The following is a 17,299-nucleotide window of genomic DNA, read 5'->3' as shown; positions in this document are numbered from 1 at the left end:
AAGATCCATCGCGCGCCCGCCACCGCGGTCTTCCTCGACGTGCTGGAGTGGTGGCAATTTTACTTTCCGCCCTATGCCCCGGAGCTGAACCCGGTCGAGTACCTGTGGAGCTAGCGCAAGACCAAGCCGCTGGTGAATCTGGCCTGCCCGGATGTTGACGCGCTCGCCGCTGCCGGACGCCGGCACACCCGCTCTCTACAATACAAAGCCGGCCTGCTTCGTTCCTTCATCCGCCACAGTCCTCTTTCTTTGCGCCTATGCTAGGACGTTATTTATGCAGGAATCAATAGTTGCGGCGCCGCATTCGTATCGGGTCGCCGTTACGACAGCGTTCGGATCGGTTTGTGCTCTCCGAGGCTAAGCGGGAAGCGGCATCCGCGTCGCGCCGCGAGTACTATCGGGCGTTCATTTTTCGACCGGAAGGCCGGCGCGCGACCATTTAAGGAACGATCCGTCGAACAGCCGCGCGTCGTAACCCGCCTGCACCAGCGCGATGTATCCAAGTGCGGCGCGCGGCCCGCTGCGGCAATAGGCGATAACCTTCTGCCCCTTTGCGACGCCGGCCTGCGCGAACCTAAGCTCGAGCTGTTTGCGTGAGCCGAGGAGGCGGCCCTCCGCGCCGTTGAGCGCGCTCCATACGACATTGACCGCGCGCGGAAGATGGCCGGGCGCGCCGTCGAGGTCGCGCTCGCCGGTAAACTCTTCGCGCGAGCGGAAATCGATCAGGCGATCGGAGGTGTTGGCGCGCACCTCGTCGAGCGTCGCGCGCATCCGTTGGTCCAACCGCGGCACAAAACGCCTTCTGGCAGGCGTCGGGACCGGACGGTAGGTGACCTCGCGGCCCTCGCTCTTCCATTGCTCGAAGAAGACGTCGAGCAGGAGGATCTCCGGCGCGCCCAGATACTCCATGATCCACGTGAGCATTGCCGCATTCTGTCCCTGCGGCGAATCGTAGAGCACAGGCGTCACGCCCTCGCCGACGCCGCCTGCTCCGAGCCATTCGGCGAGCGCCGCCGGTTCGAGCAGGGCGCCGTCGTCGCCGAACGCGCGATAGACGGGCAGATTGAGCGCGCCGCTCAGATGGCCCATCAGGTATTTCATCGGGCGGCGCGGATCGACGATCACGAAATCGGCCTTGCCGATCCGCTCGGCGACCGCATCCGCTCCAGCGAGCCGTATCATCGAGTCTTGGGTCAGACCTTCTCGAACTCGGTGATGATCCGGGTCGGCCGCGCGATGGTCTGGGTGACGGGCGAGCCTTCGACCGCGAGGCGCCATAGCTCCTGGAGGGTTTTTTCGTCGGCGTCTGCCCGCACGAACAGCTTGGCTTTGACCGCGGAGTAGCCGGGATTGCCGTCGGCGCTGTGGCCGGCCCACTTCAGGATATTTTCGAAGTTGCCTTCGAGCGCGACTTCGAGGTCGTGGATGCGCACGCCGCGCTTGGTCGCGTTGAGCACGAAGCCGACCGTGAGGCAGCTGCCCATCGCCGAGAGCAGCTGCTCGTGGGCGCTGGCGGCGGCGTCGGTTGCGTCGAGGCCCTCGGGTTCGTCCATTTCGATCACGTGCTTGCGCATGTAGGCCTTGGCCCGAAAGCCGCCCTGCCATACCACGCGCGATTTCCACGGCCCGCTGACGTCCTTGAGCACGTTGGGATCGTCGCGCATCGAATCGGTGATCGTCCTGAGCTTGGCGGGATGGAGGCCATTGAGGATCGTTTCGTCGGCCATAGTCTTATCGCTCCTGATCTTATTGCTGTTGCGAGCGGTGCCTTTTTAGATTCGCGGCCCTGCGCGCGTTTCTCAGCCGCATTCCTTGCGCAGCATCTCGGCCGCCTCCGCGATCGCCTGCAGCTTGTGGAAAGCGACCGGGGAGGTGTTGACGCAGCGCTCGGCGAAGGTGCCGAAGCCGCAATCGGGATTGAGATAGATTTTGTCGGGATCGAAGTAGCGCAGAATCTCCTTGACCCGTTTCACGATTTCCGCGGGCGCTTCGATCTCGTCGGTGCGCGGATTGCTGACGCCGAGGCCCAGCTCCTTTTCGTTGCGATACTCCTTGAAGACCTCGATCTCGCCGGCCCGCGGCGTGGCCATCTCGAGCACCAGCTGATGGACGTTCATGCGCATCAGCCACGGCAGCAGCGGCCCGTAGTTGCCCGCGAGCAGCACGTTCTCCTTGCGGCTCCAGTTGCCGCGGCAGACGTGCACGCCGAAATGCATGCCGTCGATACCGTCAACGGTCTCGTTCATCAGGCGCACCGCGAACTCGAGCTCGTGGGTCGGGTCGGTGCGCGAGCCAAGCGCCGCGCACATGAACGTCTGCTCGGCCTCGTCGCCGTAAACCACCTGCGAGAGCGAGGGCTCGTCGAGCTGGATAAAGTCGATGCCGAGTTCCTTCAGCCGGACGATCTCGCGGCGGAGAATCTGGACCACGTCGCGCGCCAGGTCTTCGCGGGTCGGGTAGGCCTTGTCGGAGAGCCCTTCGAACCAGCTCGAGCGGGTGAGCAGGTAGGGGCCGGGAATCGGAATTTTGGTCGCGCGTTTGGTGTGTTCCTTGAGGAATTTCGCCTCGCCGACGCACAGTCCCTCGCGCTCGCGGATTTTCTCGACCGCGATCGGGCTTTTGATCGCAAAGGCCGGAACGTCGAGCGCGCGCAGGATCTCCTCGAAGCCGGCGCGGTCCTTCACGTAGTCCATCAGCTGCGAGAGCTTCATCAGACGCATCCCGCTGAGCTTCTCGACCACGAAGGAATAGAAATTGTCGCGGCGCATCTCGCCGTCGGCGACGATATCGACTCCCGCGTCCTCCTGGTACTTGATCGCGGCGAGCACGGCGTCGTCGGCTACTGCGTCGAATTCGGCGGCGCTGATTTCGCCGGCCTGGCGCTGGCGCAGCGCCGCCACCAGCCACGGCTGGCGCGTCCACGATCCGACCACGGTTACCGGAAACAGTTTGGTCTGGGCCATCGGTCCGATTAATCCTTTGATAAACGGTGTCCGCTACTGTTGCAACGAACCTTGATTGAGGCAAGCGATGCGCCGCGCCGCCCGCCCGAGGTTTATCGCGAATCGAGCGACTCCGCGAGCGTTTTAAGGGTGCGCACGACCGCCGCCGGATTTTCCACGCGCCAGCGCGCGAGCGAGGGGCGCGCCTCGCCGACTAGAACTCCGACGCCGCGCCCGGCCGCTTCGGCAAACGCGTCTTCGTCGGTGCGATCGTCGCCGAAGTACACGGGCACGAAGGCGGCGCCGGCCTCGCGGCAGAGGGCGCGCAGCGCTTCGCCCTTGGAGGCTGCGGCGGGAATCGCCTCGACCACCATCTTGTTGTGGGCGGCACGCAGATTAGGCGTCTTTGCGCGTACGAATTCCTCGAAGCGGGCGCATAGCTCGGCGGCCGCGGCGCGCTCGGCATTGCGATAGTGAAGGGCCAGCGAGTACCGTTTGTCCTCGACCTCGAAGCCGGCGCCCTGCGGGACGTTGCGCGCGGTCCATGTGCGCACGCGCTCCAGCTCCGGGGCGCATCGGGATACGGCCTCGGCCACGCGGACCTGGGCGTCTCCTCCAGCGATTTCGAGACCGTGCACGCCGGAGTACATCACCGCATCGCCGAGCCCGGTCATCCTGCGTATTTCGGCGACCGGGCGGCCGCTCACGATCGCGACCGCAACACGCTCCGGCCGCGCCGCGAGGGCTTTTATCGCTGCGACGGCGCCCTCGACCGGGCGCGCGCTCGCGGGCCTGCTTACCAGGTCCGAGATCGTGCCGTCGTAGTCGAGACAGAGCAGGATCGGGCCGCGGGCCGCGAGTTCCAAAAGCGCCGCGCGTGGCAGCGGCGGCGGCTTAGAAGCCGGCGGAGGCCTCTGCGGCAAAGTCTCGCTCCGGCAAAAGCGCGGACAGGAATTGCTCGGACCAATGCTCGAGGTTCTTGCGATGGACCTGCGTGCGCATCGCGCGCATCCGCGTCGCGCGCTCGGCCGGACTCATTTCGAGCGCCTGCTTGATGCGCGCGGCGACCGCGTCAACGTCGTAGGGGTTGACCAGCAGCGCCTGGGTCAGCTCTTCGGCCGCGCCGGCAAACTCGCTCAGGATGAGCGCGCCGTCGTCGGCGAGATGCGCGGCGACGTATTCCTTGGCGACCAGGTTCATCCCGTCGCGCAGCGGCGTCAGCAGCGCGACGTCGGCGGCCTGATAGTAGGCGACCAGCTCTTCGGCGCCGAACTGCGTATAGAGGTAGCGGATCGGCACCCAGCCCTCGGAGGAGAAGCGGCCGATGATGCGGCCGACCAGCTCGTCGAGCTCGCGCTTGAGCGCGCCATAGTCGGCGACCTTGGTGCGCGAGGGCACCGCGATCAGCACCAGCGTGACGCGCCGATGGTAGGAGGGGTTGGCCTCGAGGAAGCGCTCGAAGCCGAGCAGGCGCTCCAGGATGCCCTTGGTGTAGTCGAGACGGTCGACGCCCAGCACCACGTGCGGCGTGCGGAGCGCGCGGCGCACGCGCTGGGTGCGCTCCTGCACGCGCGCGGTCGCGGCGAGCCCCGCGAAGTAGTCGGCCGGGATGCCGAGTGGAAAGACGCCAACGCGCACCGGGCCGTGATGAGTGGCGACCTCGTCGCGCGCGCGGTCAACGCGCAGGCCCAGGATGCGCTCGCAGCAGTTCAGGAACTGGTTCACGTAGGAGCGCGTGTGGAAGCCGATGAGGTCGGCTCCGAGCATGCCCTCGAGCAGCTCCGTGCGCCACGGGAATACGCGGAAAATCTGCTCGGGCGGAAACGGCACGTGCCAGAAGAGCCCGATCGGCACGCGCGGGCGCTGCTCGCGCAACAATAGCGGCACCAGCGCAAGATGGAAGTCCTGCACCCAGACCACGTCGTCGTCGCAGGCTTCGGCGGCGACGAGCGCGGCGAAGTTGCGATTGACGGACTCGTAGTGGCGCCAGTGGAGCGTGTTGAAATGACAAGTGGCCGTCATGAAATGCATCAACGGCCACAATCCCCGATTGCACATGCCGTAGTAATAGTGCGAGATGTCGCGTTCGCGGAGCGGGCAAAACACGATCTGAAAGCGCGCCGGGTCGGCGCCAGGCGGCATCATCAGCCGTCCGGGCGTTCTGGTCTGCGTGCCCGACCACGCTATCCAGACCCCTCCCATATGTTCGAGCAGACGCAGGAAGGTGCTGCCGACGCCGCCTACGGTAGGCTCAATTTTCTGTTTGCCGCCCTCATGCACGACACGGATCGGCGCACGATTGGACACCACGATGAGACGTCCGCTGCCGAGTGCATTCGATCCGCCGGTGGCGGTCAGAGATGCATGGCCAGAACCCTTTTTGCCCTGGTGTTCCATAGGCCGGCGCTACGCGCGCTCATGATAGCCGAGCGCGATCAAAGAAGATCTAAATTTACGGACCCCATTCAACTCTAACGCCGCGTTTGCCGCGGAGGCAAGCGCAGAGTTGCGAGGCGGACCAGGAGCGCCTCAAAAAGGCCGCGCCCGGCGCAGCTTCTGAAGCTGCATCGGGCGCATCCGGAGATCTAGGAGTGCCGTCGCGAGCTAATCTGGGCAGCGGTCCTCTGCGCAGACGACCGCCGCAGCCCGCCCCAGGTTTCCTATCCCTTGGGCTGCGGCACGATCCGCAGATAGGGCCTCGGTGCCTTCCAGCCCTGCGGGTAGATCTTCTTGGCCTCCTCGTCGGATACCGAACCCGCGATAATCACATCGTCGCCGGGCTTCCAGTTGACCGGCGTCGCGACCTTGTGCTTGGCCGATAATTGCAGCGAGTCGAGCACGCGCAGGACCTCGTCGAAATTGCGCCCGGTGGTCATCGGGTAAACGATAATCAACTTGATCTTCTTGTCCGGTCCGATCACGAAGACGTTGCGGACGGTCAGATTGTCCATCGGCGTGCGCTTCGACGCATCTCCCGAGGCGCTCGCCGCGAGCATCCCGTAGAGCTTCGAAATCGCGAGGTCGGTGTCGCCGATCACCGGATAGTTGGGCGCCTGTCCCTGCGTCTCCTTGATGTCGTTCGCCCATCGCGAGTGGTCGGCGACCGGATCGACGCTGAGACCGATGACCTTGGTGTTGCGCTTGTCGAACTCGCTTTTCAGCTTGGCGACCATTCCGAGTTCGGTCGTGCACACCGGCGTGAAATCCTTGGGATGGGAGAACAGCACGCACCAGGAATTGCCGATCCAGTCGTGGAAGCGGATGCGGCCTTCGGTTGTATCGGCCTCGAAATCCGGTGCAACGTCGTTTAACTGCAGAGCCATCGCGAACCTCCTTGGTTCAATAGTTATGGAACCTGTCCCGCGCGGGATCAGGCGTGGTCAAAGACGGGTCGCGCACAGCCTCGTGAGGCGCGCCATGCGCGGAGTGCGGTCTCTGAATCGCTCGGACTGCGCAAGCATAGCGCTCACCCGCTACCAAAGTCATCTGGTTTCAATAGGTTTAGCTGTATTTAATACAAATGCAGCTCTATAAGTCTCCTAATGATAGGGCGGTCGCATTGATGGCGCAAGCCAGATGATGATCGCCCGTTAACGCTTCTTTCTGTGCTTGCGAGCCTCGCGTGTGCGCGCCTTCAGCCGCTTCTCGCGCCGCTTGCGTCGCCGCTTGATTTCTCGCTGCCGTTCCGTCGCCATCGTTACCTCGGTTTCGGGATGAGGCCCCGCGGTACTTCAGCTTGAAGCCGCGGGCTCCTCGGATTACAAGCGACCTTAAACGGCGCGGCGTGCCAGCGCAAACGGCGCACGCCGGCGCTGCGTTCGCGAGACGAGACCCGACGGAAGAAAAGGGGGCCGATCCGATGTCCAGGATCATAATCGAAAAAGACATCGAAATTCCGATGCGTGACGGATGCGTGCTGAAGGCCGATCTCTACCGGCCCGACGGATCCGAGAAGCTGCCGGTGCTGCTGAACCGCACGCCTTACGACAAATCGTTTCCGCCAATCACGCTCAACACGCTCGACCCGGTTCGCGCGGCGCGCGCCGGCTACAACGTCGTCGTTCAGGATTGCCGCGGACTGTTCGCTTCGCAAGGGAGCTTTCGGTGCTTCGTTGACGAGGCGCGCGACGGTTACGACACGATCGAGCACCTTGCGCGCCAGCCCTTCGCCAACGGCAAGGTCGGCACCTTCGGCGCGTCGTACATGGGCGCGACACAATGGCTCGCCGCAACCCAGCGTCCGCCGAGCCTGAAAGCGATGGTGCCGTCGATCACGGCGAGCGACTATCACGAAGGATGGGTTTTCCAGGGCGGCGCGTTCGAACTCTTCTTCAGCGTGAGCTGGCTGATGATCACGCTGGGACTGAGCCGCCTGATGCGCGAGCGCGCGGACAATCCCAAGGCGGCCGAGGAACTGAGCGCGCTGATGGGCAGCATCGACGTGATGCGTGAGCGGATGGAGTTCATGCCGCTTAACGAGTTCCCGCTCTTTCGCATCGGCGCGCCCTACTTCTTCGAGTGGCTGGCGCATCCCTACTACGACGACTACTGGCGCGCGATTTCCATCGAGGAGCAGCACGATAAGATCGACGTGCCGGCGCTCAACGTCGCCGGATGGCACGACATCTTCATGGGCGGCACGCTGCGCAACTACGCCGGGATGCGCGCGCGCGGCGGCTCCTCGGCGGCGCGCGCGGGCCAGCGCCTGCTAGTCGGTCCGTGGCATCACGCGGTGCCGTTCTCGAGCCTGGTGGGACAGGTCGACTATGGTTTCCGCTCCGGGCCGGTGGCGATCGACTATGACGGCACGCAGCTTCGCTGGTTTGACCATTGGCTGAAGGGCGTCGATAACGGCGTTGACCAGGACGCGCCGGTCAGGCTCTTCGTGATGGGCGTCAATGAATGGCGCGACGAGAAAGAGTGGCCGCCGCCGGGCGTCGAGATACGGCGCTATTATCTGCACAGCCGCGGCAAGGCCAACAGTGTCTATGGCGACGGCGCCCTCGCGACCGAAGGGCCGGGCGATGAGCCGCCCGACTCCTTCCTCTATAATCCGCTCAACCCGGTGCCGACCGCGGGCGGGGGCCTGTGCTGCTACGCCAACGCCCAGATGGGTGGCGCGCTCGACCAGAGCATGGTCGAGCATCGCGCCGACGTGCTGGTCTATTCGACCGATCCGCTGACGGAGGACCTCGAAGTGATCGGCCCGGTGACAGTGACGCTCTACACATCGTCGTCGGCGCCCGACACCGACTTCACGGCCAAGCTGGTCGACGCCGGGCCGTGCGGCTTCGCGCGCAATCTGACCGACGGGATCATCCGGGCCCGCGTGCGCGAGTCGCAGAGCGATCCCAAGCTGATGGTCCCGGGCAAGGTTTACGAATTCAGGATCGATCTGTGGGCTACGGCCAACGTCTTCAAGGCGGGCCATCGCATGCGGCTCGAGATAAGCTCGTCGAATTTCCCGCGCTTCGACCGCAATCCCAATACCGGACACGAACTGTTCACCGACGCCGAGATGCGCCCGGCGCTGCAGAGCGTGCTGCACGAGCGGAGCTTCGCGTCGTATCTGAGCCTGCCGGTGATGCCCCGCCGCCCCTGAGACGCCTGGGGTATTTTCGCGTACGGCGCAGACCTCGATCGCGGCAGGGCAACCGGCGGCTCTGCCTATGGCGGGCTAATTCTGTCCAAAGACAAGCCATCAAGTCATGTCATACAGCTTGAAATCATAATTAGAGATAATTAAGCTTATTTCCCAAGGGGAGGGCGACGGAGCCAGGTACCTGGTTCCTCGGCGTCGCTATTTATACTCGTCTTAACCGCCTTGCCGGCCTGGGTGTCGACCGGCACGGATCGGCTCAACGCTGATGGCTGCCAGTCCGGCAGAGGGCGCTCCGCGCGCGGAGCTTGCCGCTGCGGTACCTGCTGCCCCGGCGCGGACCCCAGCGTCGCATCGCGACAGCGCGGAGTATCTGTTCGCCGGGTTCATTGCGCTGACCATTGTGACGGTCACGGCGCCGCTGCGAACCATTCATGCGCTCCTTCCGTGGCGGCGCGTCGTGTTGCTGCCGCTTGCGACCTGCCAGGATCTGTTCGTGCTGGCGGCGATTGCGTGGGCCTTTTACGGACTCTTCGCGATCGTCAAGCCGCCGTGGGCAAGGCGTTTGGTTGCGGTTGCAGGATGGACCGTCAGCGTTACGCTCGCGCTCTACGGCTACCTGAGCAGCATCATCTATCTGGTCATCCGCAGGCCGCTGACTCTCGGTTTGCTCGCGGCCGCCGACAATCTGCGCGGTATCCAGTCCTCGATCCACGCAATTGCGACGCCCGCGCTGATTTCCGAGCTGGCGATGGCCCCGGCTTACCTGGTGCTGATCGCAATAAGCCTCGAATCGTTTGCCCCCGCCGCAGTGAGGCGGATGCGCAGCGCTTTTCACTCCCTCTGGGGACTGTCGCTCACGTCGATCTTTCTCGTCGCGGCGCACGGCTGGGCCATCCGCAACGTGCCCTTTTCACTGGCATCCTTTAATCCGCAGTGGACCCTGATGTCGTCGGCTTTTGAGCTGCACACGCCGGTGGTGAAGGACGTTATCCCGAACGGGTATCTCGCCGACTTTGAGCCGACGGAGAAGCGCCCCTCGCCGGCGCCGGCCCTGCCCGCCGGGGCGGCGCTCGCGGCGGCGGCAGAACGGCCGCTTAACGTTCTGATGATCGTGATGGAGTCGGTTGGCGCCCGACACCTCGGGCTCTATGGTGCGCCATTCGACGACACACCCAACATCTCCGAGTTGGCCCGCCGCGCGCTCGTTTTCAACCGGGCCTATGTAGCCGAAGCGGAGACCTCGGCGGCCATGGGCGCACTGTTCGCCTCGGTCTATCCCGATCATGATTGGCCGAGTCTCACCCAGCTTGCCCCCGACTTGTCGATTCCCGGTCTGCCCGCGGTCTTGTCGGGCAAAGGCTACCGCACGGCGTTCATCCATTCGGGACAGCTCGTGTTCGACCGCCAGGGCGAGTTCGTGCGCAGCCGCGGCTTCGACCAGGTTTTCGACCGCGATAGCGACGCCGACCTTCCCGTCGACGCCGGGCTGGTGGCGCCGGCGCTGGAATGGATAAAGGCCGATCCTTCGCGACCGTTTTTTCTGACCGTTTGGACCCAGGACACGCACCATCCCTATCTGGCCGTGCAGCATCACGACTACGGCGTCCACGACGCCTTTCTTAGCCGTTATCTCAACGCGGTGTGGGCGACCGACAGGATAATCGGACAACTGGCCGCGGCGTTGCAGACGATGGGGCTCGCGGACCGCACACTGATCGTGATTACCGGCGACCACGGTGAGGCGTTCGGCGAGCATGGGCAGCTGATCCACGGCGGCACCATTTACAACGAAGAAGTGCAGGTGCCGCTGCTGATCGTGAATCCGAAGCTTTTCCCGCGCGAGCTGAGGGTGAATCGGGTCGTGCGCCAGATCGATATTGCGCCGACTCTGCTGGCGCTGCTCGGCTTCAACGCGCCCGCAGCCTGGCAGGGCGCCGACGTTTTCGACCCCGGCGCGCCCGCTCGCGCCTACCTCTTCGCGGGCACCGGGAATTTTTCCTTCGGACTGGTCGAGGGCGACTACAAGTACATCTACGACTTTCAGCGCGACCGCTCGCAACTCTACAATCTTGCGATCGACCCGGGCGAGACCCGGAACCTCGCTTCGAACAGCGCGTATGCCTACATGATGAAGCGCGCGCATCTGCGGCTTGAAGCCTGGGTATCCTTTCAGAACCGTTACCTGGCGCGGTTCGAAAACTCGCACCCGCCCAATAACGAAAGAGCGGTCGTTAGATGAGCTACGATGATCTGTCACTGACAGTGCCGCAATCGGCCATCGCGTCGGGCGTCGACCCCGACACGGGCGACAATCTCGCGTTGGCCGAGCAGCCGGAGTATCGGGCCGAGCCCGCGGATTGCCTGTTCGCCGTCTTTGTAGGGCTGGCGATCGTGACGGTTTGCACTCCGCTTAGAACCCTGCATGCGCTGCTCACCTGGGGCCTGGTGGCGCTGCTGCCGCTTGTGACCTACAGGGATCTTTTCCTGGTAGCGGCGTTCGCCTGGCTGTTCCACGGACTGTTTGCGATCGCTCGATGGCCATGGGCGCGCCGATCGGTCGTGGCGGCCGGTTGGGCCGTGTGCCTGACGCTCGCGCTTTACACCTATCTGAGCGACGTCATCTATCTCATCATTCGCCGGCCGCTGACGGCCGGTCTGCTCGTGGCCGCCGACAACCTTCGCGCGATCCAGGCCTCGGCCCAATCGATCGTTACGCCGGGATTGGTCGGAGCGCTGGTGATGGCGCCCGTGTGGACGGTGCTGATTGCGTCGATCCTGGTGGGGCTTGCGCCTGAGGAGCTGACGCGCTTGCGCAAGCGTTTCTATTCGGCGGCCGGCCTGGCGGCTACCGTGCTCTATCTTTTCGCCGCCCACGCCTGCGCGGTTCGATGGGTGCCCTACTCGCTCTTGTCCTTCAACCCGCAATGGACCCTGGTCTCGTCGTTCTTCGAGAAGCGCACGCCGGTAATCACCGACGCCATCCCGGCCAGCTATCTCGATGACTTCGAGCCCGCCGCAGTACGCCGACGCTCCGGCGCGGATAGCTTTACCGTGGGCGGGTTGAACCCGGCAGCGTGGCCGCGGCCGCTCAACGTGGTGATGGTGGTGATGGAGTCGGTCGGCGCCGAGCGGGTCCAGCTCTACGGCGCGCCGTTCGGCAATACTCCCGGGCTCGTCGAACTGGCTCGCCACGGCATGGTTTTCAAGCGGGTGTACGCATCTGAGGCTGAAACTTCAGCCGCCTATGGCGCACTGTTCACGTCGGTCTATCCGGATCACGATTGGCCAAGCATCACTCAACTCGCCCCGTCCCTGGCGATCCCGGGATTACCCGCCGTGCTCGCAAGCCATGGCTACCGCACCGCCTTCGTCCACTCCGGGCAGATCGTTTTCGACCGCGAGGGCGAGTTCTTAAGGAATCATGGCTTCCAGGATGTCATGGCCGAGCCGCGCGACTATCCCTACCCGCGCGATCCGGAATTGGTGCCGGAGACGCTCAAATGGATCGAGAGCGATCCCAACCGGCCCTTCTTCGTAACGCTCTGGACGCATGACACTCACCATCCCTACGTGTCGGCGTCGAATCGCGACTTCGGCGTTCACGACGACAGGTTCAATCGCTATCTCAACGCCGTCCAGGCGACCGACGCACTGATCACGCAACTGGCGGCGGCGCTGCAGAAGAAAGGACTCGCGGATCGGACCCTGCTGGTCGTTATGGGCGATCATGGAGAGGCCTTCGGCGACCACAACCAGTTGATCCATGGCGGCAGTGTCTATGACGAAGAAGTCCATATCCCGTTTATGATCGAGAACCCGGCGCAGTTCCCGCATGAGGTAGTTGTCGATCGCCTGATGCGCCAGGTGGATATCGCGCCGACTCTGCTGGCGCTGCTGGGCTTCGGCACGCCCGCCGCGTGGCAGGGCGCCAATGCCTTCGGCGGGGAGCTTCCGCCGCGGGCCTACTTCTTTGCCGGCACCGGAAATCTTACCTTCGGCCTGGTGGAGGGCAACTTCAAATATATCTATAATTTCCCGCGCCAACTCAGTCAGCTCTACAACCTCGCAACCGATCCTGACGAAAAAAACAATCTCGCTTCCGACCCGGTCTACGCGCAAACGATCGCGCGCGACCATCTGCGGCTCGAAGCCTGGGTCTCGTTTCAGAACCCGTATTTGGAACGATTCGAAAAGTCCGCTAGCGCAGACCGTTGACGCGCGCGGACCCTGAGCTCGCGGGCCGCGCGCGCGGCGCGCCGGGCCGGCAGTCTCGCTGCGCAGAAGTGTCTGGCGCATCCCCGGCAAACTGAATAGACTCGGGTGCATCGCCGCCACCGCCGGCAGGCGCGCTATGTCCGACCGCCAAACGATCCTCGAGGCGAACCGCGCATTTTACCGGGCCTTCGAGAGCCTCGACGCCGATGCCATGGGCGCGGTGTGGCTGCGCGAGCCGCGCATCGTCTGTATCCATCCCGGATGGAACCGGCTCGTCGGGTGGGGCCCGATCATGAACAGCTGGGAGCGGATCTTCGAAAACGTCTTCGAGATGAAGTTCGAGCTGACCGATCCGCAGGTGATGTCGAGCGGCGACCTGGCGGTGGTGGTGGTCGAGGAAAATCTTCTCCAGCGCGGCTACGACGGCGCGTCGCGCTCGCGCGTGCTGGCGACCAATGTCTTCGAACGCGCGGACGGACGGTGGTGGATGGTGTCGCATCAGGGCTCGCCGGTGCTGGAACCGTCGGAGAGCGGAGAACCGCCATTGCAATAGAGTTTGTCGGGCCACGTCGGGCCCGCGCCTTGCGGCGCGCGTGAGCTGGCCGCGAAGCCATCGAAAAGACCAGATAGTTCCCGAAGCGGTCGAAGACGAAAGGAGATCAATGAAATCGGTATCAATCAGCTGGGCAATGAGCGCAGTGTTGGCTTTCTGCCTGACGCCCGGCATGTCGAGCCTCGCGTCTCGCCACGTCGCGAAGCATCCGACAACGCTCGCGCAGGCCGACGGCTCGGTCGCGGTGCCCGGCTCGGCGGATGCGCAGGGATCCGGCGGCGGCGATGACGACTACCAGGCCGGACAGGCGCAGACGCCCGACGATCCCGACGCGGAGCAGCAGCCCAACATGCAGCAGGCTCCCGCCGACGACGACGGTGGCGATTCTTCCGCGCAGAATGGCGACGACAATAATAACGCCCAGCAGCAGTCGGGCGACGACACCGATCAGGGCGCGACGCAGGGCCAACCGCAATCGGGTGACGACGACAACTGATCGCTGATCGCGCCCGGACAGCGCTCGGCCAATCGCGCATCAGCCGCACGCGCAAGGGCGCGTTCGTCAGCGGCGAGGCGGTCAGCCGCCCGGGCGCATCGCGCGCATCAGGATCTCCGCTATTTCAGGACGAGTGTACTCGGGCGGAGGCGACTCGCCGGCGCGGAGCATCTCGCGGACCCGGGTTCCCGACAGCAGTAGCCGGTCCGAATCCTCGTGCGGGCAGGTCTTGTACGACGCCATCGCGCCGCACCGCTTGCAATAAAAGGTATTCTCGAAGGTCAGTGGCGTGATGCCGATTTCCGCGGCGCTGAAGCGCTCGAAAATCTTTTGCGCGTCGTAGGTGCCGTAGTAACTGCCCACCCCGGCATGGTCGCGCCCAACGATGAAGTGCGTGCAGCCGTAGTTGCGCCGGATGATGGCGTGCAGGATGGCCTCGCGCGGTCCGCCGTAGCGCATATGCGCCGGCATCACGGAGAGCATCGCGCGGTTGCGCGGATAGTACAGGTCCAGCAGCACCTTGTAGGTCTCCATCCGCACCGCGGCCGGAACATCGTCGCCCTTGGTCTCGCCGACGAGCGGATGAAGCAAAAGCCCGTCGCAGATCTCGAGCGCCGCCTTCTGGATGTATTCGTGGGCGCGATGGGTGGGGTTGCGGGTCTGAAAGGCGACAATCTTGCGCCATCCGCGCTCGGCGAACGCGGCCCGCGTCTGGCGCGGTGCGAGCCGGTATTCGAGAAAAGTCCGGCCGGGAATCTCGCCGAACAGGGTCACGCTTCCGCCGAGACACCATGGCGGCGTCGCGAGCACGTTGGCTGCGCCCGGATGCGCAGGGTCGGCGGTGCCGAAGACGGCCTCGGCCTCGCGTGCGCGGTCAACCTTGTAGATTTCGGCGAGCTTGAGAATCGCGAGGCGGACGCCATCGCCGTCGGCTAGCGCGATCTCCCCGCCCGGCTTGAGCCTGGGCGCCTCGGCCTCGGCGATTCCGAGCGTGATCGGAATCGACCACGGCACGCCCGCGGCCAGACGCATCGCGTCCCGCGAGCGCACGTAGTCCGCCTCGCCCATGAAACCTGTAAGCGGCGAGAATGCGCCCGAGGCCAGCATCTCGAGGTCAGCCAGGTCCCGCGCGCCGAGCCGCACCGTCGTGAGCCCTTCGGCGTGGCGCGCGATCGCGTCGCGCTCCGCCGCGGGCGCATTCAGATCGACCAGCCCTCCGCCGCCGTGTGCGGTGATCGGATCGCCATGCGCGGTGCTCATCGCTGCGCTCCCTTGAGGCTGATGTAGCCGAGCGCCTCGAGGCTGCCGAGCAGCCGGGCGAGGCTCTCCTCCGGAGTTTCGCTGCTCGTGTTAACGGTCAGCTCATGGTTAATCGGCGGCTCGTACGGATCGGACACGCCGGTGAAACCCTTGAGCTCGCCGGCGAGCGCCTTCTTGTAAAGCCCCTTGACGTCGCGTTCGACCAGGGTGTCCAGCGGACATTCCACGTACGCTTCGAAGAAACGCTCGTGCTGCTTGCGCACTTCGTCGCGAATCTCGCGGTAAGGCGAGATAGCCGCCGCGATCGCGATCACGCCGTTGCGCGCGAGCAGCTTGCAGACGAACCCGATGCGCCGGATGTTGGTGTCGCGGTCTTCCTTGGAAAATCCCAGTCCCTTCGACAGATGGGTGCGCACCTCGTCGCCGTCGAGGATCTCGACTCGGTACCCCAGCCGCCGCAATTCCTCAGCCGCCAGCCATGCCAGCGTTGACTTGCCCGCTCCGGACAAGCCGGTGAACCACAAAGTGAAACCGTCGCTCATCGTGGTGGAATCACGCCCCCTGATTATATATTACTAAGTGAGTCGTTTAAGTTATATAAAATTACAAACCACTGCAAGATCACAAATCCGACCGCTCCGCAGCTGTTCCTTCGATTGGCATATCGAGATAAATCGCCATCGCGGCCGGCGAGGAAAAGACCGGCGATGCGCCAAGCGCCGTCAGCCGGTCACGTCCCTCGGCCGTGGCGCTGATACCGTAGAATCGCACTGCGGCCGCCTTGGCGGCATTGAGATCGGCCTCGCTGTCGCCGACGAAGGCCGCGTTGGCCGAGGCGGCCGTGCAAAGGGCAAGCGCGCGCTCGAGCGTCGCGGGCGACGGCTTCAGGGGGAGGCCGCTATCGCGGCCGACAATCAGATCGACCAACTCGACCGCGTCGGCCCGTCCGTCGGCCGCCTGCGCCTTAAGCCAGGCGGCAACGGTGCGTGAGGAATTCGACGTGACGACGGCGACCGTCGCGCCCGCGGCGCGGAGCGCGCGGAGCAGTTCGAGCGCACCCGTAGCGGGTGCGACCGAGCGCACGCCGGCGAGTTCGTGGCGCTCGATGATGGCGCAAGCGCCGTCGAGGATCGAGCGCGCGGTCTCGGAGAGGCGTCCGCCGCCGCAGGCTGCGGACGCCTCTCCAAGACCGCCCAGCACCGCGCGGGCGATGTCGCCGCCCGCGCAGAGCCGCGCGCGCAGCGCCTCGTACAGCACCAGGTTGCCGCGCGGGAACTCCCCGAACAGCGCTTGCGACACCCCTTGCGCGGCGAGCCATGCCTGCAGCTCGCGCCGGCTGCCCGCCCAATCGACGGCCGGCTCCAGCGGCGCGAGCGTATTGTCGAAGTCGAACATCCAGAGCATGTGGCCGGCGGCGAGGGCGCGCCGCAGCGCGCCCTTGCCGCCGGCCACACGGCTGCGCCGCCTGCGCGTCTGCAAGGCGCCGCTCACGACGGCTCCTCACTCTTAAGCGGCGCCTCGCAGATACAGTGGCGCTCGCCGCGCGCTTCGCGGCCGAGCGGGCGCGTCCGCGCGGCGTAGCCGTCGAAGTCGATTAGGGTGCTCTCAAGCTGCTGGCCGGCGAGGCCGGCCAGCAGCTTGAAAGCCTCGGCTACCGCGGCCATCGCAACCACTCCCGCGTTCGCGGCGCGCGCGTGCGGCGCATCCAGCAAGTCCGCGCCGGCGCATAGGGGACAGGGCGGCGGCGCCGGCAGGATCGCGATTCGCGCCGGCGCATCCAGGCGCGCGATGACTGCGGCGCGCGCACGACGCGCGCGTGCGGCGCGCGCGGTCACATCGGCGGCCACCTGGTCACCGATCAACGCGAGGATCACATCGAATGTCGCGGGAGAATGATCAGGCCAAGCATGAGATAAAGCATGGACGGTAGCGTGTTGCGTACCGTCTTTTGCCAGTGCAGCCTGTACGTCGGCGTTGAGATCCCGCGTTCGTTCAATCAGCGCCGCATACGGCGCGCGGTTGGCGACGGGATAGATCGTTATTCGGCCGACGCCGGAGCCGGCCAGGTAGGCGAGCGCCGCCGCCGCGTCCTTTGGCCTTGCAACCAGTGCGGCGTGCGCAGCAAGCAGACGCTCCTGCGCGCGGCCGCCGACGCCGGGGACGATTATCTGGCGGCTGTAGCGTTCGATCTGGCCGTTGGTGAGTGTTTCGGTGAGTACCATAGAGCCGGA

Annotated in this window: 15 protein-coding genes; 5 read left to right on the top strand and 10 right to left on the bottom strand. The window is 65.0% G+C overall.

Annotated elements, in window-relative coordinates:
* Nucleotides 1-405: 405 nt before the first annotated feature.
* The 6 genes from VMI09_02370 to VMI09_02345 form a co-directional block, all read right to left on the bottom strand.
* Nucleotides 406-1,182, bottom strand: coding sequence for a rhodanese-like domain-containing protein (locus tag VMI09_02370; protein ID HTQ23511.1), 777 nt, complete (start codon nt 1,180-1,182; stop codon nt 406-408).
* Between the two features lie 11 nt (nt 1,183-1,193).
* On the bottom strand, nt 1,194-1,727 hold the full coding sequence (locus VMI09_02365; protein HTQ23510.1) for an OsmC family protein: 534 nt from the start codon (nt 1,725-1,727) through the stop codon (nt 1,194-1,196).
* Nucleotides 1,728-1,799: 72 nt separating this feature from the next.
* Nucleotides 1,800-2,963, bottom strand: coding sequence for a cobalamin-independent methionine synthase II family protein (locus VMI09_02360; GenBank protein HTQ23509.1), 1,164 nt, complete (start codon nt 2,961-2,963; stop codon nt 1,800-1,802).
* A gap of 92 nt (nt 2,964-3,055) precedes the next feature.
* Nucleotides 3,056-3,808 (bottom strand): trehalose-phosphatase, encoded by a 753-nt coding sequence (gene otsB, locus VMI09_02355; GenBank protein ID HTQ23508.1) that lies wholly within the window; start codon nt 3,806-3,808, stop codon nt 3,056-3,058.
* A 28-nt stretch (nt 3,809-3,836) separates the two neighbouring features.
* Entirely contained in the window at nt 3,837-5,339 is a 1,503-nt protein-coding gene (locus VMI09_02350; protein HTQ23507.1) for a trehalose-6-phosphate synthase, read from the bottom strand.
* A 263-nt stretch (nt 5,340-5,602) separates the two neighbouring features.
* Complete coding sequence (locus VMI09_02345) at nt 5,603-6,265, bottom strand: peroxiredoxin (protein HTQ23506.1); 663 nt, start codon at nt 6,263-6,265, stop codon at nt 5,603-5,605.
* A gap of 536 nt (nt 6,266-6,801) precedes the next feature.
* Between VMI09_02345 and VMI09_02340 the strand changes: the two genes are divergently transcribed.
* The 5 genes from VMI09_02340 (at nt 6,802) to VMI09_02320 (ending at nt 13,808) form a co-directional block, all read left to right on the top strand.
* The gene (locus tag VMI09_02340; protein HTQ23505.1) at nt 6,802-8,544 is read left to right on the top strand and encodes a CocE/NonD family hydrolase; all 1,743 of its coding nucleotides are present in this window, start codon (nt 6,802-6,804) and stop codon (nt 8,542-8,544) included.
* A gap of 265 nt (nt 8,545-8,809) precedes the next feature.
* On the top strand, nt 8,810-10,783 hold the full coding sequence (locus tag VMI09_02335) for a sulfatase (protein ID HTQ23504.1): 1,974 nt from the start codon (nt 8,810-8,812) through the stop codon (nt 10,781-10,783).
* Entirely contained in the window at nt 10,780-12,759 is a 1,980-nt protein-coding gene (locus tag VMI09_02330) for a sulfatase (GenBank protein ID HTQ23503.1), read from the top strand. Before VMI09_02335 ends, VMI09_02330 begins: the two co-directional genes overlap by 4 nt.
* Nucleotides 12,760-12,895: 136 nt before the next feature.
* Entirely contained in the window at nt 12,896-13,312 is a 417-nt protein-coding gene (locus VMI09_02325; GenBank protein ID HTQ23502.1) for a nuclear transport factor 2 family protein, read from the top strand.
* Nucleotides 13,313-13,460: 148 nt separating this feature from the next.
* Nucleotides 13,461-13,808, top strand: coding sequence for a hypothetical protein (locus tag VMI09_02320; GenBank protein HTQ23501.1), 348 nt, complete (start codon nt 13,461-13,463; stop codon nt 13,806-13,808).
* A gap of 81 nt (nt 13,809-13,889) precedes the next feature.
* Here the strand turns inward: VMI09_02320 and sat are convergent, their stop codons facing one another.
* Genes sat through VMI09_02300 form a run of 4 tightly spaced genes read right to left on the bottom strand, consistent with a single transcriptional unit; the run spans nt 13,890 to nt 17,290 of the window.
* The gene (gene sat / locus VMI09_02315; GenBank protein ID HTQ23500.1) at nt 13,890-15,068 is read right to left on the bottom strand and encodes a sulfate adenylyltransferase; all 1,179 of its coding nucleotides are present in this window, start codon (nt 15,066-15,068) and stop codon (nt 13,890-13,892) included.
* Nucleotides 15,065-15,634, bottom strand: coding sequence for an adenylyl-sulfate kinase (cysC, locus tag VMI09_02310; GenBank protein ID HTQ23499.1), 570 nt, complete (start codon nt 15,632-15,634; stop codon nt 15,065-15,067). Before cysC ends, sat begins: the two co-directional genes overlap by 4 nt.
* A gap of 55 nt (nt 15,635-15,689) precedes the next feature.
* Nucleotides 15,690-16,559 (bottom strand): HAD hydrolase-like protein, encoded by an 870-nt coding sequence (locus VMI09_02305; GenBank protein HTQ23498.1) that lies wholly within the window; start codon nt 16,557-16,559, stop codon nt 15,690-15,692.
* Entirely contained in the window at nt 16,556-17,290 is a 735-nt protein-coding gene (locus VMI09_02300) for a hypothetical protein (GenBank protein HTQ23497.1), read from the bottom strand. The genes VMI09_02305 and VMI09_02300 overlap by 4 nt, the downstream gene beginning before the upstream one ends.
* Nucleotides 17,291-17,299 lie beyond the last annotated feature (9 nt).

Source organism: Candidatus Binataceae bacterium (genome assembly GCA_035500095.1).
Lineage (GTDB): Bacteria > Desulfobacterota > Binatia > Binatales > Binataceae > JAKAVN01.
Note: the sequence above shows the minus strand (reverse complement) of the source record. Positions and strands in the feature narration are given on the sequence as shown.

What these genes read in the sequence shown, in the direction of transcription:
- VMI09_02350 (HTQ23507.1), bottom strand. Translation starts at nt 5,339, where the DNA reads ATGGAACACCAGGGCAAAAAGGGTTCTGGCCATGCATCTCTGACCGCC.
- VMI09_02335 (HTQ23504.1), top strand. Translation starts at nt 8,810, where the DNA reads ATGGCTGCCAGTCCGGCAGAGGGCGCTCCGCGCGCGGAGCTTGCCGCT.
- sat (HTQ23500.1), bottom strand. Translation starts at nt 15,068, where the DNA reads ATGAGCACCGCGCATGGCGATCCGATCACCGCACACGGCGGCGGAGGG.
- VMI09_02360 (HTQ23509.1), bottom strand. Translation starts at nt 2,963, where the DNA reads ATGGCCCAGACCAAACTGTTTCCGGTAACCGTGGTCGGATCGTGGACG.
- VMI09_02325 (HTQ23502.1), top strand. Translation starts at nt 12,896, where the DNA reads ATGTCCGACCGCCAAACGATCCTCGAGGCGAACCGCGCATTTTACCGG.
- VMI09_02330 (HTQ23503.1), top strand. Translation starts at nt 10,780, where the DNA reads ATGAGCTACGATGATCTGTCACTGACAGTGCCGCAATCGGCCATCGCG.
- VMI09_02370 (HTQ23511.1), bottom strand. Translation starts at nt 1,182, where the DNA reads ATGATACGGCTCGCTGGAGCGGATGCGGTCGCCGAGCGGATCGGCAAG.
- VMI09_02365 (HTQ23510.1), bottom strand. Translation starts at nt 1,727, where the DNA reads ATGGCCGACGAAACGATCCTCAATGGCCTCCATCCCGCCAAGCTCAGG.
- VMI09_02300 (HTQ23497.1), bottom strand. Translation starts at nt 17,290, where the DNA reads ATGGTACTCACCGAAACACTCACCAACGGCCAGATCGAACGCTACAGC.
- VMI09_02345 (HTQ23506.1), bottom strand. Translation starts at nt 6,265, where the DNA reads ATGGCTCTGCAGTTAAACGACGTTGCACCGGATTTCGAGGCCGATACA.
- VMI09_02340 (HTQ23505.1), top strand. Translation starts at nt 6,802, where the DNA reads ATGTCCAGGATCATAATCGAAAAAGACATCGAAATTCCGATGCGTGAC.